We start from the raw sequence: 25,984 nt of genomic DNA on the forward strand, positions 1-25,984 counted from the left end.
AAACGCTGATGGGTGCGATTTTAGTAAAGATCAACACTCATATCATCGGTCATAAATTCCTATCCTTTCATCGCATGAGAGGTTTTAATGAGATGGATGATATGAGTTTCATATTTTGGGAGCTATGCACATTGGGCTAGTCCAACACACAATATTTTGAGATGTGTAACAGAAAGTTAAATGCCGGCGATGATCGTGCATGATGCGCACGAGATCTGCGAATTGAAATCGGAGATTTTCATTTTTTTGCCTTTCACGCTTTTCTTCGCTTTCGAATTTGTGCTAATCTCGCTCCGAAATATCCGAGGCACAACGTAGTGAAATGGCAAGCCGGCTTCAGACCTGCGTCATTTATCGAAACCACAAGGGAAAGTATGTCTTCTTACAAGGAACTTCTCGCCCAACGAGAAAAGCTGGAGAAGCAGATCGAAGAGGCGAAGGCGCGTGAATACGCGGAAGTGCTTAACGAGATCAAACAGAAAATGGCCGACTACGGCATTACGCTCGCCGAACTCGGCGTCGGCGGCCGCGGCAAACATGCGAAAGTCGGGCGTCCGCGCGCCGGCGTTGCGCCGAAATATCGCGACCCCGAATCCGGCAGCACCTGGTCGGGCCGCGGCAAACCGCCGAAATGGATTGCCGGCCAAGATCGCGATCAATTCCTGATTCAGAAGTAATCGGCGCTGTACAGCAGTTGCCTTAAGGTTGACTTAAGGCTTGCTTTTGCTGCAACCGCCGAAGCGAAAAACCGCGCACCGCTAAACGTGCGCGGTTTTTTATTGTCTGCGGAAAGACAAGGGCGGCGCGTAGCGTCCAATGTCAAGCAATTCTGCTTACGCTTTCTTGCGCCCGTTGTGAGGATATCGAAATACGAATACGTCGCGTTTGTATAAGCATATGATTTAAAAAGAGAACTTGGGAGTTTGCGGCGACTTGTCATAGTTGCGCTGCTAGAATTCGGGCATTCAAAACAATCAATGCTCGGGTTTCCTAATGTCGCAAAGCTTCGAAAATTTCGACGCCGAATCCACGGAAAAACAAGCGGTCGCCCGCAAGACCACGTTCGTCAGCATCGTGCTGAACCTCGCGCTGACGACGCTTCAAATCATCGTCGGCGTCTTTGCCCATTCTCAAGCGCTTATCGCCGATGGCGTGCATTCGCTTGCCGATCTCGTGTCGGATTTCATCGTCCTGATTGCCAACAAGGCGAGCGGCGCCAAGCCGGATGCCGATCACAACTACGGTCACAGCCGCTATGAAACGGTCGCGTCGCTGTTTTTGGGCGGGCTGCTGATTGCGGTCGGCGTCGGCATGCTGTGGGGCGCGGGCAAACGCCTCGCCAACCTCGGCGAGATCCCGGCCGTGCATGCCGGCGCGCTCGTCGTCGCGGTGCTGGTGCTCGTATCGAAGGAAGCGCTCTTTCGCTACATGCTGCGCGAGGCGCAGCGCGTGCGCTCGGCGCTCCTGATCGCGAACGCGTGGCATGCGCGCTCGGATGCGGCGTCATCGCTGGTCGTGGCGATCGGCATCGTCGGCAGTCTCCTGGGCGTGCGGCTACTCGACCCGATCGCGGCGGCGATCGTCGGTTTCATGGTGGCGCGCATGGGCTGGACCTTTGGTTGGGATGCGCTACAGGACCTGTCGGATCGCGCGCTCGACGAGACCGCCGCCGCCGATGTCCGCACGCTCCTGATGGCGACGCCCGGCGTGCGCGACGTGCATGAGCTGCGCACGCGCAAGATGGGCGACTTCGCGCTCGTCGATGCGCATATCCTGGTCGATCCGCTGATTTCGGTGTCGGAGGGGCACTACATTGCCGAGTCTGCGCGTTCGCGCGTGCTGACCGACAAGCGCGTGCTCGACGCGCTGATCCACGTCGATCCCGAGAACGACGCGCTGCGACATCCCGCAGCCAACCTGCCGCCGCGCGATGCGGTCGTCGCGGCGCTCGGCGCCGAGCTGGCGAAGCGCGGATTGAGCGCCGTGAGCCTTAATCTCCACTACCTCAGCACCGGCCTGGACATCGAGGTGACGCTTGCCGCCGACGCGGCCGCCACGCCCGCGCAGGATATGCAACTCGCGAGCCGTGTGGATCTGGAGGAACTGGCCGCTCGGCTCGGAGCGCGCAAGGTTACGCTGATGCGCTCGCTCGATGCCAAACCACTGGCAGCCGACAAGACGGCTACACGCGTTCTCTAACCACCCGGGCACCGGCGCATGCCGCCGGATCGGGCCGCCCCTACAGCGGCAACTGAGTATCGAATTTGATTTCGCGCAGCACCACGCTGGTGCGAACTTGCGCCACGGCGGGGATCTTGAAGATGCGCTCGTGCAGGAACGAGTCGTACGCCTTGATATCGGGGGCGACGATTTTCAGGATGTAGTCGGCTTCGCCGGTGGTGCTGTAGCACTCGGTGACTTCCGGGCAGGTGGCGATTTCCCGCTCGAATTGCTCGACGCCGCCTTCGGTGTGCCGCGTCAGATGAATATGGGCGAGCGCGCAGACATGCAGCCCCAGTTTTTCGCGATCGAGCAGCGCCGTGTAGCGCTGGATCACGCCCGATTGCTCCATATCCTTGATGCGACGCCAGCACGGCGTGCTGGACAAGCCGACTTGATCCGAGATCTCCTGGACCGATCGGCGCGCATCGAGCTGCAGCAGGCGCAGAATTTTTTGAGAAAACGTATCGAGGGTCACGCGCGCCTCCCAGTTCGGCCGCAACTTTTTTGAATGTTAGAGGCGGCGGAAAAGAAAGGCAATGCGATGCCCGTGGACTGAGGGGATTTACCTAATTTGCCGGGTTGCTCGCGGCGTTTTGCCCTGTGTCGTCTCCGGTAGCCGCATCGCGCGCGGGCGAATTCGAGATGGCGGCGAGGGCCGCTTGCTGGTTGCGCAATTCGGCGAGCATGTTGCAAAAAAGCGCACCTTGCTCGATGGCGTCGTCGAGCGCGACGTGGGTGTGAGGATGGTCGTCGAACCAGTGCTTCGGCATGCGCGGCTTGATGCACTTCCGGTACGGCAGGCCGGTCATCGCGAAGGCGAGTGTCTTGATGTCGAGCGCGGACCACGAGAAGGGGCAGCGCCCCGCAAAGCGCATCATGTACCAGAACATGAAGGTGAAATCGAAGCCGGCCGGCATGGCGACGAACACCGGCTTGCCCGGCAGCGATTCGACCCACTCGACGTAGGCGACCAGCGCCGTCTCCGGCTTTTGTAGATCCGCGCGGCACGCCGCCCAGGCCTCCTTCTGCGTCTTCCACCAGGCTGCCTGGATCGGATGCGCCTCGGCGCCGGGCAGCGTTTCCAGGTTGGCGGAGAAGGTGGCGATCAGCTTCTTGTCGGCGGTGTAGGCAGCGGACGCGAAGCTGAGCATCGAGTGCGGGCCGGGAATCGGGCCGTCGGCTTCAACGTCGGTGCTGACGTAGATCTCGTCCGTCATGCGGCGGCTCCGTCCGCGACATAGGGGTTGGTGCGCCGCTCCTCGCCGAATGTCGAGGCGGGGCCGTGCCCCGGGACGAAGGTGATGTCGTCGCCGAGCGGCCACAGCTTGCCGCGGATCGATGCGATCAGGTCGGCGTGATTGCCGCGAGGAAAATCGGTGCGGCCGATCGAGCCGGCGAACAGCACGTCGCCGACCAACGCGAGCCGGTGCGTGCCGCTCACGAATACGACGTGCCCCGGCGTGTGGCCCGGACAGTGGTAGACGTCGAGCGTTTCCTCGCCGAACTGCACGGTGTCGCCATCGGCGAGCCAGCGGTCGGGCTCGAACGCTTCCGCGGCGGGAAAACCGAAGCGCTGGCTTTGCTGCGGCAATTGGTCGAGCCAGAAACGCTCGTCCTGATGCGGCCCTTCGATCGGCACCCCGTAGTGTGCGGCGAGCGTCTTCGCGCCGGCGCAGTGGTCGATATGCCCGTGGGTCAGCAGCACCTTCTCGACGCTCACGCCCAGCTTGGCGACCGCGGCCTGGATCCGCTCGAGATCGCCGCCCGGATCGACAACGGCGGCGCGGCCAGTCGCCTCGCAGACGAGCAGCGAGCTGTTTTGCTGAAACGGCGTGACGGGGATGATCGAGACTTTCATCGGAGACTAGACGCAGACGGCGAAAAGCTTCGATTGTACCGGCCGAGCGAGGCCGCCGCAGGCTGGCCGGATGGTCAAGCACCCAACCGAACGGTCCTAACAAATCCCGATTGTTACGCTCATAGTGAGAATCAATCGTGCCTATGAGCGTTGTCAGGTGCTTTGAAAATGGTTTTGCTATAATGCGCCCCATTGTGCGTGGAGCATCCACGCTGCCAATTGACGATCCGGACTCGCCCTTAGGCGAAAAACACCGGATCGCCGTCAAGTGAAGGGCCGTCGGTTGCGACGGCACGAACCTTGCGTCGGATAGGTTATTCGATGCACACGTCTTGCCCAGCCAGGCGCCGCGCGCCTGCCACGGCCTTGCTGCCGTGACGCTGGGTGGGGCCTACGCCGCTGTTCCTGTACGTCGTAAGACGTACACAGAGCGTGAAATTACGTTCGATGGCGGCATGTGGGGTCTGGTCAGGCTGCCGGGGACAGGTTGCGCCAGACGTGAAAGCTAACCGGGCGGAAAGCGGCGAGACGCCGCACCCGAGTGCCTGTGCACGACTCGCAAACAGCGAGCGGAGTCACGTCGCGCCTCGGTCGCCCCGAGCTGCAAGCTTTACGCAAGATTTGCGTGCGGCGGCTCGACACTGCTGAGTTACGTCATATGAATTCTCGATTGCTTCGACTGGGGGGCCTTTTTGCCTTTTTGGCGCTAACGGGCTGTGCGGTTCCCCAGGGGTCGGCCGATCAGGCCAACGCCGCGGCGATGCGCACGCAGGCGGGCGCGCCGCTCGGCTACGGCGACGCGCTCACGTCGATCCCCGCTGCCGCCCCGAAACCGAGCCTCGCGGACGCGAAGCCGCTGGATGCCGGCCCCGACGTCTCCGATTTCCACCAGACCGGCCGCGCCTCCTGGTACGGCACCAAGTTCCACGGCCGCAAGACGGCCAGCGGCGAGCGCTACAACATGAACGCGCTGACGGCCGCGCACAAGACGCTTCCGCTCGGGGCGTTCGTGCGGGTGACGAACATGACCAACAACAAGTCGGTCGTCGTGAAGATCAACGATCGCGGGCCTTACATTCGTGGCCGCGTGCTCGACGTGTCCTACGCGGCGGCCCGGCTGCTTGGGCTGAGCAAGGCTGGAACGGCGCGCGTGAAGATGGAAGGGCTGTCGCAGCAGGAAGCGAAGGCCGAGCAGACCGCCCAAGCGGAAACGCTGGCCGACAATCGCTGAGGCAACGCTTCTCCGATTCGATTCGAACCCTGAAGGGCTGCCTCGCGCGGCCCTTCAGTCTTTCTTGAGCTCGAGCGCGCGCGCGTACAGCGTGTTGCGCGGCGCACCGGTGATCGCCGCGGCGACTTTCACCGCGCCGCTCACGGGCAATTCTTCGAGCAGGATAGTCAGGAGTGCGTCGTGATCGTCGGCGCCCGGCTCCGCTTGCGGCGCGCCTTCGACCACCAGCACGAACTCGCCGCGCTGCCGGTTCGCATCGGCGGCGAGCCACGCTGGCCCTTCGGCCAGGGTGCAGCCATGCAGCGCCTCATGTAACTTGGTCAACTCTCGCGCGATCAGCAAGCGCCGCGCGCCGCCGAATGTGTCGGCGAGCGCCTGCACGGTCTCGACGATGCGATGCGGCGCTTCGTAGAACACGAGCGCATGCGGATGTCCCGCCAATTGCTGAAGCTGGGCTGCGCGCTGCTTGGCCTTGGTCGGCAGGAAGCCAAGAAACGAGAACGTGGCGGTCCAGTCGCCGGCCACGCTGAGCGCGGTCGCGAGCGCGCTGGCGCCGGGCAGCGGAACGACGGCCAGGCCGGCGTCGCGTACGGCGTCGACGAGCTTCGCGCCCGGGTCCGAGATGCCGGGCGTGCCGGCGTCCGAGACATAGGCAATGCGCTCGCCGGCCCGCAGATGCTCGATCACGCGCACGGCGGCGGCGCGCTCGTTGTGCTCGTGCACGGCGACGAGCGGCTTGGAAATGCCGTAGCGGGCGAGGAGCTGGCCGCTGTTGCGCGTGTCTTCGGCCGCGATGCGGTCGACGATTCCGAGCACATGGAGCGCGCGCAGCGTGATGTCGGCGATGTTGCCGATGGGCGTCGCCACAACATAGAGGGCGCCGGCGGGGTACTGCTGCCCTTGCGCGAGTTCGAGGAGATCAGTCATGACGCAGAAAACGCGGACGAGCGGAACAAGGCCGACATTGTGCCACGCGGCGGACCACAACTTTCCCGGCCGCGCCGGATCGAAGCGTGTAGGAACGGCGTTCGAGGCGCGTGCGCTCGAGTTCCTGCGGCGCCAGCGCATGCGCCTCGTCGCGCGCAACGTGAGCTGCCGCGGCGGCGAGATCGACCTCGTGATGCGCGATTGCGATGGCGCGCTGGTGTTCGTCGAAGTGCGCGCGCGAGCCGATCGGCGCTATGGCGGAGCCGCGGCGAGCGTCGGCTGGCAGAAGCGCCAGCGTCTCGTGAGAGCGGCTCAGTACTTTCTGGTTGCGAAAGGCGCCGCCGCAAGCGCGTGCCGCTTCGACGTCGTCGCGTTCGACGGCACCCGCCTCGAGTGGCTGCGCGACGCTTTTCGCGCGGACGACGTCTGAGCGGTGTTTCGGCGCATGCCGAGTGCGGTAAACTTGCGCGCAAACGCAATGCCGTACCGCCGCAATGCCGCCTTGAGGTTGCGCCCCAGCCTCGCCATGAGTTAGAGATCGATGTCAGTCGAACGCATTCAACAGCACTTCCGCGACAGCGCGGCCGTCAAGCTCGAAGCCCTGGAAACCCTGTCGATGCCGATCGCCGTGGCGGTCGACACCCTGTTCGCCGCGCTGGCGAACGGCAACAAGATTCTTGCGTGCGGCAACGGCGGCTCGGCGGCCGACGCGCAACGCCTCGCGGCCGAGCTGATCGGCCGCTTCGAGCGCGAGCGGCCCGGCTTGCCTGCCATCGCGCTGACTGCCGATTCCGCCGTCCTGACCGCGCTCGGCGACGACTACGCGTTCGACGAACTCTACGCCAAGCAAGTCCGCGCACTCGGCCACACAGGCGACGTGCTGCTCGTGCTGACGACCACCGGCAACTCCGCCAACGTCCTCGCGGCGGTGGCCGAAGCGCACGAGCGCGAGATGGTCGTGATCGCGCTGACGGGCCACGGCGGCGGCAAGATGAACGAGGCGCTCAGCGACATGGACATCCACATCTGCGTGCCGTCGGAGCGCCTCGCGCGCGTGCGGGAAGTCCACATGCTGACGATTCATTGCCTGTGCGACGGCATCGACGCGATGCTGCTCGGCGAAGATTGATTACCGGATTGACCACCTAATTGACCACGATAGGGAGCGCGTTGATGAGCGGAAACCGCGTCAAGAAGACGCTTGTGAGGACCACGCTCGTGGTCGGCCTGACGGCGGGGCTTGCCGCCACGTTGCAGGGGTGCGTGCTGGCGCTGGCCGGCGCGGCTGGAGGCGGCGCGCTGATCGCGACCGACCGGCGCACGCTGGGCGCGCAGACCGAGGATCGCGAGATCCAGGTGAAGGCCTCGACGCAGATCGCCAACGATCTGCCCGATGCCGCGCACGTGAACGTGACCGTGTTCAACCGGCGCGTGCTGCTGACGGGCGAAGTGCCGAGCGAGCAGTACAAGCAGCAGGTCGAACAGATCGTGCGCAACCTCAATAACGTCAACCTGATCGTGAACGAGCTGGCGATCCAGCCGAAGAGCGATTTTTCGTCGCGCGCGAACGACTCGTACCTCGAAGGCCGCGTGAAGACTGCGCTGATCGCGGAGAAGGGCATCTCGGCGAATGACTTCAAGGTGGTTTGCGAACGCGGCAACGTCTACCTGATGGGGCTCGTTACCAGCGATGAAGGCAACGCCGGCGGCGCTGCCGCGAGCACCGTGCCGGGTGTGATGAAGGTCGTGAAGGTGTTCCAGTACATCCAGCCGCAGGAAGCGCGGGCGCTCGAGGCGTCAGCGGCGGCGGCTGCCAGTGCGCCGGGGGCCGCGTCTGTGCCGGCGGCGACTTCGAACGAGCCGACGGTCGGGGCGGTGCAGTCGGCGCCGGTCACATCGCAGCCGCTCGGAAAGCAGTCGCCTGCGCCGGTGACGAGTTCGAGCGGGGTTCCGGGTAATTCGAAGGCGGTGCAATGAGGTTTGTGATTTTGACGCGGGGGCGCATGGTTGTGGCGGGGGCGGTGGTGATGCTCGGCGCGGCGGCGGGGGCTGCGCCTGCTCTGGCCGCCGATGGGCCGGACGGGCTCGCGATCGCGAAGAGCAATGCGTGCATGGGGTGCCATGCGGTCGATCGCAAGCTCGTCGGGCCGTCGTTCCTGCAGATCGCGGGCAAGTACAAGGGCGACGTGCAGGCGCCGGCCAAGCTGGCGCTGAAGGTGAAGGACGGCGGGGCGGGAGTTTGGGGCGCGATTCCGATGCCGGCGCATCCGCGGATGAGCGATGCCGATATCCGCACGGTGGTGGCCTGGGTGCTGGCCGGGGCGCCTTCCTCGGCTTCCGCCAAGTGAGGCTTGCTGGTGGCGGTTTGGGCGCTTGTCAAACCGCCAGAGCGCTGTGCTAGAATTAGCGCTTCGTTGGGGCGGTAGCTCAGCTGGGAGAGCGTCGCGTTCGCAATGCGAAGGTCGGGAGTTCGATCCTCCTCCGCTCCACCAAGAAATTCCTTTAAAATCAGCCACTTAGGCTGATTTTTTCTTTGTGCGTTGCTTCCGTCGTCGTTGGCTCGACACCCCGCAGGGTGACATCAGGGTGACAGACAGTTGCCTGTCTGGCGGAAGGATGGCACGCGCTCCGATACAAGGTCAACAGTCACGACAGGGCGTGACCGCTCGCGACCGAGCTTGCCCGTCATTACTCATCGTCTGATGTGCGGTCTTCGTCAGCGATGCGGTTCTTCTCTCGAAGCAATGCCAGCACCGTTTCACGATCATCGTAGAAGTCGTGCAACAGATAGGCCGCGTATTCCTTGGCTACCTTCACTTCTGGCGGCGTGACTTGTCGCCATTCTTCGTGCAGCACGTAGTTTCCCAAGGTGCGAATCTCGTCATGGGTGCGTTTCCGTCGTGACGCAGTGATAACGCCATCTGCGGCAGCCAGATCAATCTGCTGTTCGAGCGACGTACCCTTCTTCAGTTTGTACCCGTTGGCGCGAAGCGTCTTGTCCAGCACGGACCGAAACAATGCGGCAGCCGCCCGGTAGCACCCGGCTTCCGCGCACTCTTCGCCTTCCCGGAATTCCTTGACGATTCCTTCGGGAACCGCTTCGGGCAAGACATGGCGAATTTCGGCTTCCGGGTAAAAGTCGGTCAATTCCGCCTGACCGCCGCCGTTCGCGTTGGTCGCCAACAGAGTAATCAACGCACCCGCGCCGCAGCCCGTGCATCGAGCCAGCCTGTATATCTCGGTCTGACTCGGGTCGATTTGTCGATAAATTTGCCCGTATGGGCCGCCGCGTTGCGGGTCGCCGATCAGGAAGGAAGTCAGCGCACCACTGCAAGTCGGGCAGTTCGCAAAGACGTGCCCGTGTTCATTCATTGTCGCCATGGCTAGTTTCGATCTGAATCGAGTCAACCGGCATTCTGCGGGTATTTCCTGCATTGTGGAAAGCCGAAAAGAAGCCGATGTACCGGACCGGGGCGGCATAATGTCGTCCTTGCGGCCAGCTTGGCCTGATTCCTGAAATACGAAGAACATGACCGCTCTCGAAAACCTGCTCGATACCTTCCGCCATGCCGCCGTCACGGAACGAGAGAAAGGAACCTACTTCGAAGAGTTGATCGTCACCTATTTGCGGAACGAAGCCACGTACCGCGATCTGTACAGTGATGTCTGGACCTATGCGGAATGGGCTGACCTGCAAGGGTTGGACAAGCGGGACACCGGTATCGACCTTGTGGCGAAGACGCGCGGCACGGATGAATTCCACGCCATCCAGTGCAAGCTGTTTGCGCCGGGCCACAAGGTCCAGAAGAGCGACATTGACAGCTTCTTCACGGCATCGGGCAAGAAGCCTTTCACGCGCCGGATCATCGTCGCCACGACGAACCATTGGAGCGAACACGCCGAAAACGCCTTGCTGGATCAGCAGCCACCTGTCAGTAAGATCGACCTGACGGCCCTTGAAGAGAGCCAGATCGATTGGGGCCAGTACCAGCCGAAGGCGGCACCGGTCATCAAGGCAAAGAAGGAACTGCGCCCGCACCAGACCAATGCACTGAATGCCGTTGTTCATGGTCTGGCGGATGCCGACCGTGGCAAGCTGATTATGGCTTGCGGTACTGGGAAGACGTTCACCAGCTTGAAGATCGCGGAGACACTTGCGGGTGCTGGCAAGCGCGTACTTTTTCTCGTCCCAAGTTTGTCGCTGCTATCGCAGTCCCTGACCGAATGGACGCAGGAGAGTGAGACGCCGCTGCATAGCTTCGCGGTCTGTTCCGACAGCGACGTTGGCAAGAAGCGCAAGAAAGAAGACGACATGGTTCAGACCTTCGTCCATGAACTGCGCTATCCGGCCACCACGGATTCGGCCCGACTGGCGGCAGAGATGGCGACGCGGCACGACGCGTCGCACATGAGCGTCGTTTTCTCGACCTATCACTCGATTGATGTCATCAGCCGTGCGCAGAAGCAGTTCGGACTGGCGGACTTCGACCTGATCGTCTGCGATGAAGCGCACCGCACGACCGGCGCGACGTTCGGCGACGATGACGAAAGCGCCTTCGTCCGGGTTCACGATGCCAACTACATTCGCGCCGCCAAGCGGATGTACATGACGGCGACGCCACGTATCTATGGGGATTCGGCCAAGGCCACTGCTGAACGCGACAACGTGGCGCTTTGTTCGATGGACGACAAAGCCCTGTATGGTGACGAACTGTTCGTCATCACGTTCTCGGAAGCCGTCAAGCGCGGGTTGCTCGTCGATTACAAGGTGATCGTGCTGGCGGTCGAAGAAGCGCACGTCAACCGGCGTCTGCAAGACCTGCTGCGAGACGAGAACAACCAGTTGAAGGTGGACGACGCTGCCAAGATTGTCGGCTGCTGGAAGGCCCTGTCGAAGCAGGGATTGACCGAAGACTTGGTTGGCGACGGCGATCCCATGAATCGTGCGGTGGCCTTCTGTCAGGTCATCGAAGTCTCGAAAGGTGCCAAGACGCACAAGGTCAGTTCGAAACAGATCGCTGGAATGTTCCAAGCGGTCGTCGAAGCCTATCAGGAATCTGAAGAGACGGAAGAATTTGAACAGGCGGCCCGACTTCACTGCGAAGCCGAACACGTTGATGGCGGCATGAACGCCAGTGAGAAGGAAGCGAAGCTGGCGTGGCTGAAAGCCGAGATGCCCGAGAACACCTGTCGCATTCTCAGCAATGTCCGTTGCTTGTCCGAAGGTGTGGACGTTCCGGCACTGGATGCCGTGCTGTTCCTGACACCGCGTAACTCTCAGGTTGACGTGGTGCAGTCGGTCGGTCGCGTCATGCGCAATGCACCGGGCAAGAAGCGCGGCTATGTGGTGCTGCCGGTGGTCATTCCGGCTGGCGTCGAAGCGCACGAAGCCCTGAACGACAACAAGACCTATGCCGTGGTCTGGCAGGTTCTGCAAGCACTGCGCTCCCACGACGACCGCTTCGATGCAATGGTGAACAAGCTCGACTTGATCGGGAAGGACACCAGCAAGATGGAAGTCATCGCGATCACTGACAAGATTCAGAAGAAGCAGCAGAAAACCAACGGGACGAAGAACAAGGACGCTGGTAAGGGCGGCTTCACCATTGGCGAAGCGGTCAAGAAGCGCACTCCGCAGGAACAGCACGAACTGCAATTCGAGATCGGCGAGATCGAGAAGGCCATCTATGCCAAGCTGGTCCAGAAGGTCGGCAACCGTCACCATTGGGAAGATTGGGCGAACGACATCGCGAAGATTGCCCGGACCCACATCGACCGCATTACCGGCATCATCGAGAACCCCGCGAACACGAAGGAACGGGACGCGTTCGATTCATTCGCCGCCGAACTGCGCGACGACCTGAACGGCAGCATCACGGACGGCGAAATCATCGAGATGCTGGCGCAGCATCTCATCACCAAGCCGGTATTCGACGCCCTGTTTGCCGACTACAGCTTCGCGAAGCACAACCCTATGTCGCTGGCGATGCAGAGCGTGCTGGATGTACTGCACGAACACCGGTTGGATAAAGAAGCCGACACGCTGGAACGCTTCTATGAGAGCGTGAAACTGCGGGCGGAAGGTATCGACAACGCGGCGGGCAAGCAGAAGATCGTCGTCGAACTTTACGATAAGTTCTTCCGCAACGCTTTCCCGAAGATGACCGAACGTCTGGGGATCGTCTACACGCCGGTCGAAGTCGTGGACTTCATCATTCATAGCGTCGGGCATGTGTTGCAGTCCGAGTTCGGCCAGACCTTGGGTAGCAAGGGCGTCCACATCATCGATCCCTTCGTCGGGACAGGCACGTTCGTGACGCGTTTGCTGCAAAGCGGTCTTATCAAGCCGGAAGAACTGCCCCACAAGTACAAACACGAAATCCACGCCAACGAGATCGTGCTGTTGGCGTATTACATTTCTTGTATCAATATCGAGTCGGTCTATCACGGCATCGTCGGCGGCAGCTACCAGCCGTTCGAAGGCATTTGCCTTGCTGATACCTTTCAACTTTACGAGAAGGAAGACTTGGTGGACGCGGTTCAGGCAAGCAACAGTGCCCGCCGCAAGCGCCAGAAGAAGCTCGACATCCGGGTAATCATCGGCAACCCGCCCTATTCAGCCGGTCAGGACAGCGCGAACGACAACAACCAGAATGTGGCGTACCCGCATCTCGACAGCCGCATCCGAAACACTTATGCCGAGCGGTCCAGCGCCACGAACAAGAACGCGCTGTACGACAGCTACATTCGTGCGATCCGGTGGGCCAGCGACCGAATCGGCAAGAGCGGTGTGATCGGCTTTGTGACAAACGCAGGGTTTCTGGAAGCAAACACTGCCGATGGCTTGCGGAAGTGTCTGGCTGACGAGTTCAGCAGCATTCACGTGTTCCATCTGCGGGGAAATCAGAGAACTTCCGGCGAAGTGTCTCGCAGGGAAGGCGGCAAGATTTTTGGTGGTGGCAGCCGTGCGCCGATTGCGATTTCGGTGCTGGTCAAGAACCCACATGCTGCGCAGCACGGTCAGATTTACTTTCACGACATCGGCGACTACCTGAGTCGGGAAGAGAAACTAGCCAAGATCAGTGGTCTTGGTGGCATTGCAGGGATCGCTTCGGCAAATGCATGGCAACCGATAATCCCGAACGAGCACGGTGACTGGTTAAAACAACGTGATGATGGCTTTTCTGATTACATCGCGATGGGAGATAGAAGTGGCTTGGGGTTGTTTGACTGCTACTCCAATGGTGTAAAGACAAACGCGGATGCATGGATGTACAACGCGGGCATCGTTGAATTGATGCGGAGCATGCAAGTATTTGTGGAAACGTATAACACTGAAGTCGCTCGCTATGCTGTCTCGGACAAGAAAGTGCGATTCCAAGACTTTGTCACGATGGATATGACAAAAATAAAATGGCACAGTGGCATTATTCCGAAGGCAATGTCCGGCAGGATGGGGCATTTCGATAAGACTAAGATCGTTCCAAGCGTTTATCGCCCGTTTGAAAAGCAGAATCTGTATTTTGATCCGATGTTTGTGCAGCGTGTGGCCCAAATGCCGCGAATTTTCCCAGATGCTAATGCTGATAATCTGGTAATTGTGACATCGGGCACGGGCGGTCGGACCGCTTTCACCGCGCTAATGGTGAACGTCAGCCCTAGTCTCCACATGGCAGACATCGACGGTTCACAATGCTTCCCGTTGTACCTGTATGACGAACCTGCTGGTGAAATCGCCGACGCGTCACCGAACGCCGACCTTTTCGAAGCGCCGAGCGCAGCCACGGCGCAGCGCGAACGTCGAGATGCGCTGACCGACATAGGTCTGATGCACTTTCAAGCGGCGTATCCGGGCGAGCACATCGGCAAGGACGACGTTTTCCATTACGTCTACGGCTTGCTGCATTCGCCGGAGTATCGCGAACGATATGGAGATACGCTTCGGAAGGAACTGCCGCGAATTCCGTGCGTGAAGACTGCTGCCGACTTCTGGGCGTTCTCGACGGCTGGCCGGAAGCTGGCCGATCTGCACGTCAACTACGAGACGGTCGAGACGTACCCGTTGCAGATCGAAGGCGGCGGACTGCTACTGACCGATGCCGACTACCGGGTCGAGAAAATGCGGTACGGCAAGAACGGCAAGGACAAAGACCTTACGACGCTGATCTACAACGACAAGATCACGGTAAAGGGCATTCCGCTGGAAGCCTACGAATATGTGGTCAACGGTAAGTCGGCACTTGATTGGGTCGTCGAACGACAGTGCGTCAAGACCGACAAGGACAGCGGCATTGTCAACGACGCGAACGATTACGCCGTCGAGACGATGAACAATCCGCGCTACTCGCTCGAACTGTTCCAGCGGGTCGTTACGGTCAGTCTCGAAACGATGAAGATCGTTCGGTCGCTTCCGCGTCTTGATGTTCAGTCGCCCGGATCGGCTGACGGACAACTGGTCGAATCGGCGGGCGCTTCTGGCGCACTGACTGCGTGATCGCCCATAGGGGGCAGCAGCTTGGATATACCAATATGAAAAGAACCCTTCTCCTTGCCATCGTCGTACCGTCGATAGCCTTTGCATCAACGATCTCCGACTTCACGTCACAGGTGCGTTGGATGTCTCGCACCGGCCAGCTACTGTACGGCGGTCCATGTCATGCGACGTTCGGAACGACGGGTGTTGCGCCAACCAAGCCATTGGCCTACACGCTTTCGTGTCCGGGCTATACCGAAGCTCGAATATACATCTGGACCCAGACTGATCTCGCGACGGTCGGCGATCTACCGGCGCGGGTGACACAGAAGCAGCGACGGTCGATCTCTCTGCTGACCGCAGAAGGTGAAACGCTCACCTTCACCATCGATCCGAACGCGGAGTGACGACCCGAGAAGAGACATGTGGCGCAAGTGAACAAGCCCAACGCTGGTCGATTCTCATGCCTTTGATTCCGTTAGAATTGACCATCCCTTCGGACGCAAGGTCGAGATGCAACTGCTAAAAGACATCGTAACGTTGTTGAGCGACAAGGACGGTTCGCTGACGGATGCACTTCTGAAGACCAAGGTGCTGATGCACCGTATCGGGCACAAGGAGCTTGCCGGATGGGTGAATGACGAACTGAACGGCTATGCAGACGGCACACCGGTGCCCGCTTACCGTGTCATTCCCGTTCGTTTGGCTGGCAACCTGCGCAACATAGCGTGGTACTACCAAGATCAAACGTTGCCGACAGGACATCTGTCTGACAAGGAACGGAAGTATCTGACGCAGAACGAGCTACGCGAATCAATACGTGTGCTGGAAGAATACGCATCGAATCCGACCGGCCACTTGATTCATCGACTTGCGCCGGAATTCTACGGGAAGTTATCGGAAGCCTTGGACGGCGTCTGGGTTGAAAGTGCATGGACCCAGATGGCATCAACTCAGGTAATGAACGTGCTTATCGAAGTCCGCTCCCGATTACTGGACTTCGCACTCAATCTACAAGGCGAATTGGGTGACGTGGCGGAAGACAATATGAAGGAAGCAGCGAAAGGCATTGATGCGGCTGGGATGTTCGCATCAGCGGTGTTTGGCGACAATGCGACGGTTGTGATCGGGAGCAGCAACGAAACCACGATTACGAACACCGTCACGAAGGGCGACTTCACTGCGCTGGCGAAAGCGTTCAAGGCAACGGGCGTCAGCGAGACTGACGTAGACGAACTGAAAGCCGCCGTGGACGATGATGACCCAAAGGCCGTAGCCGAGACGAAGCAATTCGGACCAAGGGTGAAGGCTTGGATGGGAAGAATGTCCGCGAAGGCAATCGACGGCGCGTGGAGTATCGGGATCGGCGCTGCTGGAAACTTATTGGCCGTTGCGCTTGGCAGCTATTACGGCATCAAGTGACGGTCGCCAAGCATGTCATGACGACAGCGCCGCGATCAGTCGGAACCGGGCATTGCACTTATTTCTAATCATCAGGATGCAGTGTACGAGATGAAGCCCAAAGAAAAATCCACGCTTTTCGATAATCTCAGTTGTAGCTTCCCGCCTACCCCCCTGTATCGGACGGATATTGAGCAAATAATTCAAATCGGCACAAGTCGGGAACTAAAAGTCAACATCTCGGACAGCACCGCCGAATTCGATGATCTCGACGATGTGCAGGAAAATCGTGGAAATCGAGTGAAAGAGCTAGCCGTTTCATTCTCAGGAAAGACGGCCTTTTCGTCGATCAGCCTGAAAATAGGAAGCGGCGGCATCACATTACGCAGTTCAAAGGATGATGCGCTTGTGCTGGCGTGGCACGACATTAAATCTGCCATCGAGCGGCGTGTGCCGTTTCATGCACGATTCATGAAGCCCACACTTTGGCTTGCCATTGTTTTCTGCATTGCTGTATTTGGAACTAAGTTCAACATTCTGCCAAGCAACGAATTTGCTCGCATCGGTACACTCATCGTGCCTACATGGCTATGGGCTATGTCTTTGTATTACGTCAAGAGTAGCGGTGGCGTGTATCTCCAAAAGGAGCACGAAGTGCTTAGTCTCTGGGATCGATATGGAGAAAAAATCGTAAATCTGATCGCGGGGGCCATAATCGGGGCCATCGTTACAGCAGTTAGCCAGAAATTTTTGGGGAAATGATGTCAAAGGCGTGCTACCGTCCATTGTGTCATGGCTGACTATTCAAAGAATCTCGCAGAACGGTTTTCGAACCGTGGTCCGAAGTTAGGTTACTGTGCGATTTGCCGAACGCACGGCCCGCTTACGGCAGATCACGTGCCGCCAAAGAACTGCGGCAACATCAACGACTCGATATTCACCGATGTCTACGGTCCAAGTCCTGAAAGGCCGCGCAAGCCGGTTATGTCTCAGGGCGGGTCACATTTCAGGACGATCTGTGGGTATTGCAACAACACGGTACTTGGGACCGAGTACGATCCTGCACTGCGCGATGTAGTTCATCAGATCGAGACGTACTTCAAGCTGGCGTCAAGCAGCCGTCTGTCGTTGCCACGAACGCGATTGTTCGATTACCAGCCGAACAGGTTTCTACGTGCCGTGGCCGGACATCTGTTGGCCGCAAATGGTGTCCCCGACGTTGTATCAAATGATCGAGTTGCGCCACTGGACGTTGCGTTGCGGGAGTACGTGCTGGACCCGGCGCGATGTCTTCCCGAAGAGTTGTGCGTCTACTACTGGTTCTATCCGCACCGACGCCGTGTCGTCATGAAGCATTCGGCGATGGGGTTCTTTGGTGGCAATGGCGCGACCAACTACGGACACGTCTTCAAGTTCTTCCCGTTCGGGTTCTGGTTCGTATGGAATGAAGACGGTGGCCGAAGTCGGCAGTTCGCCTTGCGACAAATGAACGACTCATCTCCGTTCATCTCAGCTACATCTCGTATGGCACTGGACCTTTGGCCGCTACAGTCGCTGAATTTCCCAGAAGCGCCGTCGAACGACGGCATGTGGCTTGTGGCCGATCAGTATGTTTCTCAGGCAGACGACCGCGAGAAGCAAGGCAAAGTAAGAACCGCAGAATACCCCTGACGGGGCCGAAATGGCCGGGATTCGTGATTGCAGACGGCAACCTTGGCCGGAGACTCGGGGCGGTGGTGCGGTCGTCGCCGTACAAATCGTGTGAATCTGCCTAAAAATTGAGCAATTTGTAAGCAAATGCTTACTAAGGTCGTTCTGTTACAATTTATTTGTAGAGTATTTACTCTATTTTCAGGGGTTTCTGTAAGTCATTGTATCGAAACGATTTCTTGGCTTTTTTCTGTGAATTTTTGAGCAGAAAGTACGCTTTTCGGCTCCAAAACCCCCGCTTTTCGGCTCCAAACCACCGCTTTCACAAACCTTACGTGACTAAATATTAAGGGTTTTAAAGATGTGAACGAACTAGTTGAACTGACAAGTAGGAACAAGAAGAAAAACAAGTCAGTAAAGAACTTGTGTTCTGAGCGAAGCGAAGTGCCCGAAGGGCAGAAATGAAGAAGCAACTAGTTGAAGTGATAAGTAGGGAACAAGAAGAAAAAAAGTCGATAAAGAACTTGTGTTCTGAGCGAAGCGAAGTGCCCGAAGGGCAGAAATGAAGAAACAACTAGTTGAATGACATGTAGGAACAAGAAGAAAAACAACTCGGCAAAGAACTTGTGTTCTGAGCGAAGCGAAGTGCCCGAAGGGCAGAAATGAAGAAACAACTAGTTGAATGACATGTAGGAACAAGAAGAAAAACAACTCGGCAAAGAACTTGTGTTCTGAGTGAAATCCAGAAGCGCCACAAGTCACATCATCAATTGGTAACTGATCTGCGCTTCGCGCATCTCGCTTCGCGAGATCGCCATAGGTGTTGAATTGGACATGTGATAAGTCCCAGTTATTGAACATCATCTGGACTTGTTGCCTTCAATTCACCCCTAATCCGTCATTCATTGCCAGTTCATCGTCTGTCACTGGCAATCACCCGCCATTGGTAATCACCTGTCACTGGCAATCACCAGTCACTGGCAATCACCTGTCACTGGTAATCACCTGTCACTGGTAATCACCTGTCACTGGTAATCACCTGTCACTGGTAATCACCTGTCACTGGTAATCACCTGTCACTGGTAATCACCTGCCATTGGTAATCACCTGTCACTGGCAGTCACGTGTCACTGGCAATCACCAGCCATTGGCAATCACCTGCCATTGGTAATCACCTGTCACTGGCAATCACCCGCCATTGGTAATCACCCGCCATTGGCAATCACCTGTCATTGGCAGTCACGTGTCACTGGCAATCACCCGCCATTGGTAATCACCTGTCACCGGTAATCACCCGTCAGCGGCAATCCCCCGCCATTGGTAATCACCTGTCACTGGTAATCACCCGCCATTGGCAATCACCCGTCACTGGCAGTCACGTGTCACTGGCAATCACCTGCCATTGGTAATCACCTGTCACTGGCGGTCACGTGTCACTGGCAGTCACGTGTCACTGGCAGTCACGTGTCACTGGCAGTCACGTGTCACTGCCAGTCACGTGTCACTGGTAATCACCCGCCATTGGCAATCACCTGTCATTGGCAGCCACGTGTCACTGGCAATCACCTGCCATTGGTAATCACCTGTCACTGGTAATCACCCGTCAGCGGCAATCACGTGTCACTGGCAATTACCCGCCATTGCGTCATTATCTGTCACGTTCCAACGTCGATCAAATTTGATTCAAAAACGGGTGCGCCGATTGAAAACCGGCTTCGCGCTGGTTCGATAGATGACCGGACGGAATCCGCACGTCTACCGGTACTGATGTATCGAAACCTATCCTGTGGCTTCCGGCTGCGTTCTCATTCGGTCTCTACGTCGTCTGGTGGACCGACCGATTCCCATTCGCACGCGCGACATACCGTTACATACGGTGGGTCCGGTTCAAGCTCGGGTGCATAGAAGCTGGCGAGTTGATAGGATGAACAACGGGGACACCGGTCGGGTCGCGCAGATTCTTTTCTCACGACGGCAGCAGAGAACACTTCAAGCACATGATGCGTCGCGTCCATCGCCAGTTCCGCATCGATGGCGACCGCGTTGGACGTGTGCGTAAGCCAGTTCACCAAGCCCCATGCCGAACCTGACATCTGCTTCAGATACGCACGTATGTCTTTCGAGTGCTTACCCGGTGCCGACCAGTCCGCGATCAGTTCCGCCCATTCCGTGAAGTTCCCGCGCTTTGGAAGCGTGGCACCGTCCGGCAGTTCGACGTACTCGGGCGCACTAGCGACAAACGTCAACAGACACTCGCGGCACTTCATTCCGACCGCCTGAAAGTCTTCTGCTTCTGACGCATTGTCAATTGCCGATGCCGCTTGTTCCCATCGCCGCCATGCTGCGGCGAATCGATCCTGATTGGGCGTTCCGGCCTTGCGGGCATCACGCGATGCCACGCGGGACATCAGGCCGATGTGGAAGGACAGCAGGTAGTCAAGGCCCGGAAATTGTGCTTGGGAGTATAGGTTTGTCGGGTTGGTGACGACCCACCATCTCCCGTCTGTGGCGTGGACATCCCAGACCGCGTACTTCCGCCCGAACACGACTTCGGTCTTCATCTTTTCCAAATGACGCACCGTGATCCTGTCGTCATCATCGCGACCTTTGTTCGCTTGCCATTCGAAGTAGTCAATGATCTCCTTTTCTTCGCGTTCCGACCGCCCTAATACTGTTTCACGCAATTTGTCGATCTTCGGATCGGTCGGCAATGTGCACTCGTCCCCAGATTGTGGTTGTTCTTCCTTCGCGCTAGTCATGGCGGTCTCCGTTCCTTGATGCGTGTTGTCTGAAGATTAGCTGATTCGGTCGGGCATGCGCTGGTTCCAGACGGGTATGCCTTAGCAGAACCGTTTCAAAACTGGTTCTCTAAATGGCTTGACGGAACCCATATCGAACTGATAATATGCGAACCATCCTAATAAGACCAGTCGGGGTGATTCATGTTTGTTCGTGCCTACCTTCGCGCTTCGACTAAAGGACAAGATGCCAGTCGCGCCAAGAATGACCTGATCGAGTTTGCGCGGGAGCGTGGGCTTCAGATCGCCGCGTTCTATGTTGAGAACGAATCAGGCGCATCACTTCAGCGCCCGGAACTGTTCCGGCTGCTGTCCGACTGTCACGAAGGGGACGTTTGCCTGATCGAACAAGTGGATCGTCTCTCGCGCCTGAACGCTGATGATTGGTCCAAGCTGAAGACCGAACTTCAGTCGCGTCGGGTTCGGGTTGTCGCGCTGGACCTGCCTACATCGTGGATGATGACCACTGCAACGGATGACATCACCGGGCGCATGATGGATGCCCTGAATTCGATGATGTTGGACATGCTGGCTGCAATCGCCCGCAAGGACTACGAAGACCGGCGTCGCCGACAGCAGCAAGGGATCGAGAAGTTGAAGGAAGTGGGCGGCTATCCCGGTCGCAAGCCTGACGACCAGCGAAACGCGGGGATCATGCAGATGCTACGTCGGGGCGATAGCTGGAACACGATCATCGCGGCAACCAAGTGTTCCCGGTCTACGCTTTCGCGGCTCTCGCGTCAGATCAAGGAAGAGTCGAACGATTTGACGGGCATGGGACCCGATGGCGTACCGTGCGCACTGATCGACTGGTCGGATCGTCGCAAGTCGCGCGGCGCATGAACATTAGCCATAAGGCCAGTATGCGGGTGCGGGAACCGGCAATCGAGCAATCGACGGCTATCTCATAACCCGGCTTCGGCTATCAACTCGGCCAGCGTTATGTCGAGTGCGTTCGCCAGTCTTTTGAGCGTCAACGTGGCGGCATTGTTGGTGCCGCGTTCAACACGACCGACATAGCTTCGATCAACGTCAGCGAGCAACGCCAACTGCTCTTGCGATAGTTCTTTGGCTTCGCGGTGGCGGCGAATCGCTTCACCGAGCGCGATTAAGGATGGGTCTTTGCTTTGACGGGTGCTAATTGGCATCCCGTCATCGTGTGGGGTAACATCGCCCAGTTCGACGGACCATGGTCCCCTTTGCGGCGGGACCGGAAAATTACGGGGGATTCACAATGAAAAAATGCCTTTTCTGCGCAGAAGAGATTCAGGACTCCGCGATCCGATGCAAGCACTGCGGTGGCGACATTGCCGCCGCCGTAGCAAACGCTAAGGAAGCAAAATTCGAGAAGTCGTACAGCAACGGGTTTGGGAAGTTCTGGGCCGTAGTTGGTGCCGCAATCTTTGGCTTGCTTGCTTTCGGCGCGTACACGGAAGGGCTGTACATGGACATAGCGATCTGCGTTGGATTCGGACTCGTCTTCCTGTTCTTGGCCCCAAAGGCATGGCACGTAGGGTTTCTCGCTCGGAATGCGGGGCAGCCCGACATCATCATTGCCAGCAGTGCGGGTGAGTTGGCGAAGCAACGCTTTTTCTATGAGTACGGTGCGCGGGTCTTCTTGACTGGTGCGCTGTTCATTGTTCTTCTGACCGGCCTTTACTTCCTTGTGCCGCTTGATCGCATCGTCTTCGGACCGGGGACTCAGGTCGCTGCGTCGTCGGAAGCGAAGTCGTCATCGGGGAGTGGTGCAGCAGACGCACAAGCGGTCGCCAGCGCCACGACGGGCACTGAAGCGCAAGCGGTCGCCGATGGTCAGTCGGCAGGTAGTGATGACGCGACTTCGGCGGCCCCGGTACAGGCGTCATCAGACAATGCAACGCAAACAGCGCAGCAACCGATGGAACTAGGGAAGGCAGTCAACGCATCGCTCGCATCGTCGGCACCGACAGCCAGTGCAGTACCGCAGTTGGCATCGACGACGACCCCGAAGCAGGATGCAAATGGCGCGACGGATGTTCATGCCAGCTTTGACTGCGCGAAGGCGTCTTCGCCCATCGAACATCTGATCTGCTCGACGCCGCAAACCGCTGATGCGGACCTACGCCTTGCTTCGGCGTACTCAGCCGCCCGCACCAAGTCGAGTGACCCGGCTGCCCTGAAGGCGGATCAGCGGAACTGGATGAAGGGCGAGCGTGATGCCTGTTCCGATGCGGCGTGTCTGCTGAGTGTGACCGAAGCCCGGATTCAGAAGCTTGCGGCCATGTAGCTTGCGCGGTTAGCGACGTATGCAGAGAACCAGTAACCGCCGTTCATCGGCGGTTTTTCTTGCGGGGTCACGGCTCAACAGCCGGGCCTTACTTCCTATCGGGAGAGCCTATTGACGAAAACCTTCACTGAATCCGCAGTTACCATCGAAACTCTTGACGCCCATCTCCGCGATAGCGGCGTGGTGCCCTACGACGTACAGCCTGATGTCATCCGCTTGCGCACCGAGCAAGGCATCGCCTACCGTGTGTTCTTGATCCCGGACCGGAAATTCATCAGGTTCGCCACATACCTTCCCCTGAACCGGCAAGCGCCCGTCGAACAGAAACATGAACTGGCGCGGCGGCTGAACGAAGACGTGTTCCTGCCGGTCTTCACCATCGACTTCGACGGGGACCTTGCTGTCTCCTACGTCTTGCCCTTTGGTGGCGGCGGACTCATCGCTGGAAACTTCATGTCCATCGTGAACAGGTTCGCGTCGCTGCTGGAATTCGTGGTGGAAACGTACAACAGCGATGGCCTGATCGATTTCGGTGCGCCGACAACGGTGCCCGCCGTGGTTGACGCGGGATCAGCACCGACCAGCGGCGAACTGCTGCACTGATGGGGGACGCTTGACGATTGCGGGACTGGCTGGGAGTAAAATCTTGCGTCAGTTCCTTCGCGTCAAGTGAGAGCGTCCAATGCCGATTTGCTTCGTAATTCAGCCCTTCACCGACACCTACAACAAGCGATACGACGATCTGTACAAGCCAGCTATTGAAGCAGCGGGGATGACGGCCTATCGTGTCGATCAGGACTCTTCGGCGACCGTGCTAGTCGAAGCAATCGAGAAGAACATCAAGCGGGCAGCAGTGTGCCTTGCGGACATCACGGAAGACAACCCGAACGTCTGGTACGAACTTGGGTTTGCATACGCAGCCGGACGGCCAGTCGTCATGGCCTGTTCGGATGAACGGCAAAAGGCCGGGAAGCGATTTCCATTCGACATCCAGCACCGGGCCATCGTCACTTACAAGACCGAATCTCCACGCGACTTTCAGGCGTTCAACGACAACCTGACCGAAAGACTAAAGTCCATGCTTGAACAGGGCGAAGTGCTGGAAGAGATGGCAGAGCAGTCGAGCGTCGCCAGCGTTGACGGTCTTTCTTCTCAGGAACTGAGCGTGCTTGCTGTAACAGCCAATAGCGTCGCCCAAGACGACCACGCCACGTCCGTATGGTCGGTTAGGAATGACTGTGAACGCGCGGGACTGAACAACCTTGGCTTCAACCTTGGGTTGCGGCGATTGAAGGTCAAGAAGTTTGTTGAAACGGTAGAAATTGAAGACGAGCGCGGTGAACCATACCCCGGTATTCAAGTGACTGATCAGGGGTGGCAGTGGATTGAAACAAACGAAGACAAGTTTACGTTTCACTCAGCGAGCGCGAAGAAGGGCGGCTTCGAAGACATGGACGACAGCGTTCCCTTCTAGTCAGTTTCTAGGTGGGCGGATGATATGTCGAGAATCACGAACATACTTGGTGCTGTTGCGACGACGGAACGTCAGAACGGCTGAGCAGTCCTAGTTCAAACAGCGATTCAGAGACCCGCGTCATGGTTAGCCGGAAGCATCCACACCGCCGACGCGAACTGCTGAGTCGATTCGGGCGAATCACAAGGTGGGACGCGAGTCTAACGGAGCGCGTGGACCGCCCACGCGGTTATCCACCCGAGCGCGAAAGTCGTGCATCGATTCTGTTGCAAGGGGAGTTCACCGAACCGGTGCGCGATGTGACCCAGTTCTTGATTCAAGTCTCCCCGACTGACCAACTGGGTATTGGCAATGCCGATGTGCCTAACATTGGCGCGTTCATCTCGCTCAAACCGGAGTTACAGGGCGTCGTTGACATGACGGAGAGTCGCTTTCAGGAATTGTTAACGCTGGCCGCGTCCGGTCGCTTGGAGTGGTGCCACGTCGCGTTCACGGTTCCATTTCGGCGGTCCGCGTTGATCACCAGTATTGATTTCACGACACGCCCGCCCGATGAAGAAACGTAAGGGTTGAGCGGACACTGATCGATCCACCGCGCGGCGCGGGCGATGGACCGATAACCAATGCTGTTTCAGCTACGGTTAGCCGAGCTTCATTGCCAATTCGCCAGCATCAATCGAGACGTACCGTTGAAGCATGTTGGCGGTTGTGTGACCGGATATGGCGCGAAGTTCCAGAATCGAGAGTCCCTGCTTTGCCAATCTTGTCAGCGCGTCATGTCGGAGATCGTGGAATGTGAAGTTGGCGATACCGGCCCGCACAACCGCTCGTTCGTATGCCTGTTTAACCGTCTCCATGGATACAGGGAAGACCCGTCCGTCAAGGCTGTGGGGTAGTGCTTCAAGCATGGTGACGCACGTTGTGGATAGCGGAATCCTTCGCGGCTGCCCGGCCTTTGTTACCTGTAGGGTTGCCGTCCGATGTGCCAAGTCAACGTATTGCCATCTCAGTGCAAGGATTTCGCCGCGTCGTGCAGCAGTTTCGAGCGCAAAGATGACGACAGGCTTGATCCACGGGTTGCGGCACTGACCGCAAGCCGATATGAGCGCGGTCCTTTCGGATGCGGTCAGCACGCGGTCACGGGCCTTCCCGGATCGTGGCTTCCTGATAAGGCTAACGGGATTGCTGGGAAGCTGAACGCCCCACTCGCGGATCGCGACGCTGAAAACGTGTCCGAGAAGCTGAAGCTCCCGCAGTGCGGTGCCGGACGAAACTTCTCCAAGTCGGGCATCCCGCCACGCCGCGACCATCTGCGGCGTTATTAAGGACAGTGCGTGCTTCGCAAGGCTGAGTTTCTTGAAACTTTCGATTCTGTACGATTCGGCGCGGGTTCCACGCTTGCCACTGCTGACTTCCTTCGCGTATCGGTCGAGAAGTTCGCCCAAGGTCGTTTGGCGATCTTGGGGGCTGTCGATCCACTGCCCGGCATCGATGAGACGTTCCTGCTGTCTCGCCCACTTCTCCGCATCTTTCTTCAGGGTGAACGTTTTCGATTGGACCGGGTAGCCTTTTCGTTTGATGATCGCCTGCCAGCGGTCGGCACGTTGTCGTATGGTTGCCATCACTTCTCCAAGGGTGACAGCAGGGTGACAAGCCAGTTCGACGAATGGGGGCATCTAATGC

The 25,984-nt window shown here is 58.4% G+C and carries 25 protein-coding genes and 1 tRNA gene; 18 read left to right on the forward strand and 8 right to left on the reverse strand.

Annotated features, from left to right (window positions below; translation table 11 throughout):
- Positions 1–374: 374 nt before the first annotated feature.
- Together FAZ69_RS10160 and FAZ69_RS10165 are read left to right on the forward strand one after the other, a co-directional pair.
- Positions 375–677: an H-NS histone family protein gene (locus FAZ69_RS10160; protein WP_136894904.1), complete on the forward strand. Its 303-nt coding sequence runs from the start codon at positions 375–377 to the stop codon at positions 675–677.
- Between the two features lie 316 nt (positions 678–993).
- Positions 994–2,199, forward strand: a complete 1,206-nt coding sequence (locus tag FAZ69_RS10165) for a cation diffusion facilitator family transporter (RefSeq protein ID WP_136893948.1) — start codon at positions 994–996, stop codon at positions 2,197–2,199.
- Between the two features lie 40 nt (positions 2,200–2,239).
- Here FAZ69_RS10165 and FAZ69_RS10170 read toward each other — a convergent pair whose 3' ends face one another.
- From FAZ69_RS10170 to FAZ69_RS10180, 3 genes are all read right to left on the reverse strand, one after another.
- Positions 2,240–2,698: an Lrp/AsnC family transcriptional regulator gene (locus FAZ69_RS10170; protein ID WP_085228732.1), complete on the reverse strand. Its 459-nt coding sequence runs from the start codon at positions 2,696–2,698 to the stop codon at positions 2,240–2,242.
- Positions 2,699–2,789: 91 nt separating this feature from the next.
- On the reverse strand, positions 2,790–3,440 hold the full coding sequence (locus FAZ69_RS10175; RefSeq protein WP_136893950.1) for a 3'-5' exonuclease family protein: 651 nt from the start codon (positions 3,438–3,440) through the stop codon (positions 2,790–2,792).
- Positions 3,437–4,081 (reverse strand): MBL fold metallo-hydrolase, encoded by a 645-nt coding sequence (locus FAZ69_RS10180; RefSeq protein WP_136893952.1) that lies wholly within the window; start codon positions 4,079–4,081, stop codon positions 3,437–3,439. Before FAZ69_RS10180 ends, FAZ69_RS10175 begins: the two co-directional genes overlap by 4 nt.
- 658 nt (positions 4,082–4,739) lie before the next feature.
- Between FAZ69_RS10180 and FAZ69_RS10185 the strand changes: the two genes are divergently transcribed.
- Positions 4,740–5,312 (forward strand): septal ring lytic transglycosylase RlpA family protein, encoded by a 573-nt coding sequence (locus FAZ69_RS10185; RefSeq protein WP_136894906.1) that lies wholly within the window; start codon positions 4,740–4,742, stop codon positions 5,310–5,312.
- Positions 5,313–5,366: 54 nt separating this feature from the next.
- Here the strand turns inward: FAZ69_RS10185 and rsmI are convergent, their stop codons facing one another.
- The gene (rsmI, locus tag FAZ69_RS10190) at positions 5,367–6,239 is read right to left on the reverse strand and encodes a 16S rRNA (cytidine(1402)-2'-O)-methyltransferase (protein ID WP_136893954.1); all 873 of its coding nucleotides are present in this window, start codon (positions 6,237–6,239) and stop codon (positions 5,367–5,369) included.
- Here rsmI and FAZ69_RS10195 point away from each other — a divergent pair.
- The 5 genes from FAZ69_RS10195 to FAZ69_RS10215 all read left to right on the forward strand — a co-directional run bounded on the left by FAZ69_RS10195 (position 6,238) and on the right by FAZ69_RS10215 (position 8,731).
- Positions 6,238–6,669 carry a YraN family protein gene (locus FAZ69_RS10195; RefSeq protein ID WP_136893956.1) on the forward strand — a complete coding sequence of 144 codons (432 nt, stop codon included), beginning with the start codon at positions 6,238–6,240 and terminating at the stop codon, positions 6,667–6,669. The two genes, rsmI and FAZ69_RS10195, sit on opposite strands and share 2 nt — an antisense overlap.
- A gap of 111 nt (positions 6,670–6,780) precedes the next feature.
- On the forward strand, positions 6,781–7,368 hold the full coding sequence (locus FAZ69_RS10200; RefSeq protein ID WP_136893958.1) for a phosphoheptose isomerase: 588 nt from the start codon (positions 6,781–6,783) through the stop codon (positions 7,366–7,368).
- A 44-nt stretch (positions 7,369–7,412) separates the two neighbouring features.
- Positions 7,413–8,216, forward strand: a complete 804-nt coding sequence (locus FAZ69_RS10205; RefSeq protein WP_136893960.1) for a BON domain-containing protein — start codon at positions 7,413–7,415, stop codon at positions 8,214–8,216.
- Positions 8,217–8,242: 26 nt separating this feature from the next.
- On the forward strand, positions 8,243–8,587 hold the full coding sequence (locus FAZ69_RS10210; RefSeq protein ID WP_439654764.1) for a c-type cytochrome: 345 nt from the start codon (positions 8,243–8,245) through the stop codon (positions 8,585–8,587).
- Between the two features lie 68 nt (positions 8,588–8,655).
- Positions 8,656–8,731: transfer RNA gene (locus FAZ69_RS10215), tRNA-Ala, on the forward strand.
- Between the two features lie 196 nt (positions 8,732–8,927).
- Here the strand turns inward: FAZ69_RS10215 and FAZ69_RS10220 are convergent.
- A complete protein-coding gene (locus FAZ69_RS10220; RefSeq protein WP_240702172.1) occupies positions 8,928–9,770 on the reverse strand; it encodes a DUF4145 domain-containing protein in 843 nt (280 codons plus the stop codon).
- On the opposite strand from FAZ69_RS10220, the gene FAZ69_RS10225 reads away from it, so the two are divergent.
- The 5 genes from FAZ69_RS10225 to FAZ69_RS10245 all read left to right on the forward strand — a co-directional run bounded on the left by FAZ69_RS10225 (position 9,769) and on the right by FAZ69_RS10245 (position 17,784).
- On the forward strand, positions 9,769–14,733 hold the full coding sequence (locus FAZ69_RS10225) for a DEAD/DEAH box helicase (RefSeq protein WP_136893964.1): 4,965 nt from the start codon (positions 9,769–9,771) through the stop codon (positions 14,731–14,733). The two genes, FAZ69_RS10220 and FAZ69_RS10225, sit on opposite strands and share 2 nt — an antisense overlap.
- 35 nt (positions 14,734–14,768) lie before the next feature.
- On the forward strand, positions 14,769–15,119 hold the full coding sequence (locus tag FAZ69_RS10230; protein ID WP_136893966.1) for a hypothetical protein: 351 nt from the start codon (positions 14,769–14,771) through the stop codon (positions 15,117–15,119).
- 106 nt (positions 15,120–15,225) lie between these two features.
- Positions 15,226–16,134 (forward strand): AbiTii domain-containing protein, encoded by a 909-nt coding sequence (locus FAZ69_RS10235; RefSeq protein WP_136893968.1) that lies wholly within the window; start codon positions 15,226–15,228, stop codon positions 16,132–16,134.
- Between the two features lie 90 nt (positions 16,135–16,224).
- Positions 16,225–16,875 (forward strand): hypothetical protein, encoded by a 651-nt coding sequence (locus FAZ69_RS10240; protein ID WP_136893970.1) that lies wholly within the window; start codon positions 16,225–16,227, stop codon positions 16,873–16,875.
- A 135-nt stretch (positions 16,876–17,010) separates the two neighbouring features.
- Positions 17,011–17,784, forward strand: a complete 774-nt coding sequence (locus FAZ69_RS10245) for a hypothetical protein (protein WP_136893972.1) — start codon at positions 17,011–17,013, stop codon at positions 17,782–17,784.
- Between the two features lie 1,784 nt (positions 17,785–19,568).
- On the opposite strand, the gene FAZ69_RS10250 is transcribed toward FAZ69_RS10245, so the two are convergent.
- Entirely contained in the window at positions 19,569–20,522 is a 954-nt protein-coding gene (locus tag FAZ69_RS10250; protein ID WP_136893973.1) for a hypothetical protein, read from the reverse strand.
- A gap of 183 nt (positions 20,523–20,705) precedes the next feature.
- Between FAZ69_RS10250 and FAZ69_RS10255 the strand changes: the two genes are divergently transcribed.
- Positions 20,706–21,404, forward strand: a complete 699-nt coding sequence (locus tag FAZ69_RS10255; protein WP_136893975.1) for a recombinase family protein — start codon at positions 20,706–20,708, stop codon at positions 21,402–21,404.
- Positions 21,405–21,466: 62 nt separating this feature from the next.
- On the opposite strand, the gene FAZ69_RS10260 is transcribed toward FAZ69_RS10255, so the two are convergent.
- Positions 21,467–21,709, reverse strand: coding sequence for a helix-turn-helix domain-containing protein (locus FAZ69_RS10260; protein WP_076926612.1), 243 nt, complete (start codon positions 21,707–21,709; stop codon positions 21,467–21,469).
- A gap of 86 nt (positions 21,710–21,795) precedes the next feature.
- On the opposite strand from FAZ69_RS10260, the gene FAZ69_RS10265 reads away from it, so the two are divergent.
- From FAZ69_RS10265 to FAZ69_RS10280, 4 genes are all read left to right on the forward strand, one after another.
- The gene (locus FAZ69_RS10265) at positions 21,796–22,827 is read left to right on the forward strand and encodes a lysozyme inhibitor LprI family protein (RefSeq protein ID WP_169708602.1); all 1,032 of its coding nucleotides are present in this window, start codon (positions 21,796–21,798) and stop codon (positions 22,825–22,827) included.
- Between the two features lie 111 nt (positions 22,828–22,938).
- Entirely contained in the window at positions 22,939–23,430 is a 492-nt protein-coding gene (locus FAZ69_RS10270) for a YbjN domain-containing protein (protein WP_136893979.1), read from the forward strand.
- A 79-nt stretch (positions 23,431–23,509) separates the two neighbouring features.
- Complete coding sequence (locus FAZ69_RS10275; protein ID WP_136893981.1) at positions 23,510–24,301, forward strand: TIR domain-containing protein; 792 nt, start codon at positions 23,510–23,512, stop codon at positions 24,299–24,301.
- Between the two features lie 212 nt (positions 24,302–24,513).
- Positions 24,514–24,867 carry a hypothetical protein gene (locus FAZ69_RS10280; RefSeq protein ID WP_136893983.1) on the forward strand — a complete coding sequence of 118 codons (354 nt, stop codon included), beginning with the start codon at positions 24,514–24,516 and terminating at the stop codon, positions 24,865–24,867.
- A gap of 75 nt (positions 24,868–24,942) precedes the next feature.
- On the opposite strand, the gene FAZ69_RS10285 is transcribed toward FAZ69_RS10280, so the two are convergent.
- Positions 24,943–25,923, reverse strand: a complete 981-nt coding sequence (locus tag FAZ69_RS10285; RefSeq protein ID WP_169708603.1) for an integrase — start codon at positions 25,921–25,923, stop codon at positions 24,943–24,945.
- Positions 25,924–25,984 lie beyond the last annotated feature (61 nt).

The organism is Trinickia terrae (assembly GCF_005144415.1).
Taxonomy (GTDB): Bacteria; Pseudomonadota; Gammaproteobacteria; order Burkholderiales; family Burkholderiaceae; genus Trinickia_A; species Trinickia_A terrae.

Excerpts from the sequence above, each read along its gene's own strand:
- FAZ69_RS10160 (WP_136894904.1), top strand. The coding sequence starts at position 375 with ATGTCTTCTTACAAGGAACTTCTCGCCCAACGAGAAAAGCTGGAGAAG.
- FAZ69_RS10165 (WP_136893948.1), top strand. The coding sequence starts at position 994 with ATGTCGCAAAGCTTCGAAAATTTCGACGCCGAATCCACGGAAAAACAA.
- FAZ69_RS10175 (WP_136893950.1), bottom strand. The coding sequence starts at position 3,440 with ATGACGGACGAGATCTACGTCAGCACCGACGTTGAAGCCGACGGCCCG.
- FAZ69_RS10180 (WP_136893952.1), bottom strand. The coding sequence starts at position 4,081 with ATGAAAGTCTCGATCATCCCCGTCACGCCGTTTCAGCAAAACAGCTCG.
- FAZ69_RS10185 (WP_136894906.1), top strand. The coding sequence starts at position 4,740 with ATGAATTCTCGATTGCTTCGACTGGGGGGCCTTTTTGCCTTTTTGGCG.
- FAZ69_RS10195 (WP_136893956.1), top strand. The coding sequence starts at position 6,238 with ATGACGCAGAAAACGCGGACGAGCGGAACAAGGCCGACATTGTGCCAC.
- rsmI (WP_136893954.1), bottom strand. The coding sequence starts at position 6,239 with ATGACTGATCTCCTCGAACTCGCGCAAGGGCAGCAGTACCCCGCCGGC.
- FAZ69_RS10200 (WP_136893958.1), top strand. The coding sequence starts at position 6,781 with ATGTCAGTCGAACGCATTCAACAGCACTTCCGCGACAGCGCGGCCGTC.
- FAZ69_RS10205 (WP_136893960.1), top strand. The coding sequence starts at position 7,413 with ATGAGCGGAAACCGCGTCAAGAAGACGCTTGTGAGGACCACGCTCGTG.
- FAZ69_RS10210 (WP_439654764.1), top strand. The coding sequence starts at position 8,243 with ATGGTTGTGGCGGGGGCGGTGGTGATGCTCGGCGCGGCGGCGGGGGCT.
- FAZ69_RS10225 (WP_136893964.1), top strand. The coding sequence starts at position 9,769 with ATGACCGCTCTCGAAAACCTGCTCGATACCTTCCGCCATGCCGCCGTC.
- FAZ69_RS10220 (WP_240702172.1), bottom strand. The coding sequence starts at position 9,770 with ATGTTCTTCGTATTTCAGGAATCAGGCCAAGCTGGCCGCAAGGACGAC.
- FAZ69_RS10230 (WP_136893966.1), top strand. The coding sequence starts at position 14,769 with ATGAAAAGAACCCTTCTCCTTGCCATCGTCGTACCGTCGATAGCCTTT.
- FAZ69_RS10235 (WP_136893968.1), top strand. The coding sequence starts at position 15,226 with ATGCAACTGCTAAAAGACATCGTAACGTTGTTGAGCGACAAGGACGGT.
- FAZ69_RS10240 (WP_136893970.1), top strand. The coding sequence starts at position 16,225 with ATGAAGCCCAAAGAAAAATCCACGCTTTTCGATAATCTCAGTTGTAGC.
- FAZ69_RS10250 (WP_136893973.1), bottom strand. The coding sequence starts at position 20,522 with ATGACTAGCGCGAAGGAAGAACAACCACAATCTGGGGACGAGTGCACA.
- FAZ69_RS10255 (WP_136893975.1), top strand. The coding sequence starts at position 20,706 with ATGTTTGTTCGTGCCTACCTTCGCGCTTCGACTAAAGGACAAGATGCC.
- FAZ69_RS10260 (WP_076926612.1), bottom strand. The coding sequence starts at position 21,709 with ATGCCAATTAGCACCCGTCAAAGCAAAGACCCATCCTTAATCGCGCTC.
- FAZ69_RS10265 (WP_169708602.1), top strand. The coding sequence starts at position 21,796 with ATGAAAAAATGCCTTTTCTGCGCAGAAGAGATTCAGGACTCCGCGATC.
- FAZ69_RS10275 (WP_136893981.1), top strand. The coding sequence starts at position 23,510 with ATGCCGATTTGCTTCGTAATTCAGCCCTTCACCGACACCTACAACAAG.
- FAZ69_RS10285 (WP_169708603.1), bottom strand. The coding sequence starts at position 25,923 with ATGGCAACCATACGACAACGTGCCGACCGCTGGCAGGCGATCATCAAA.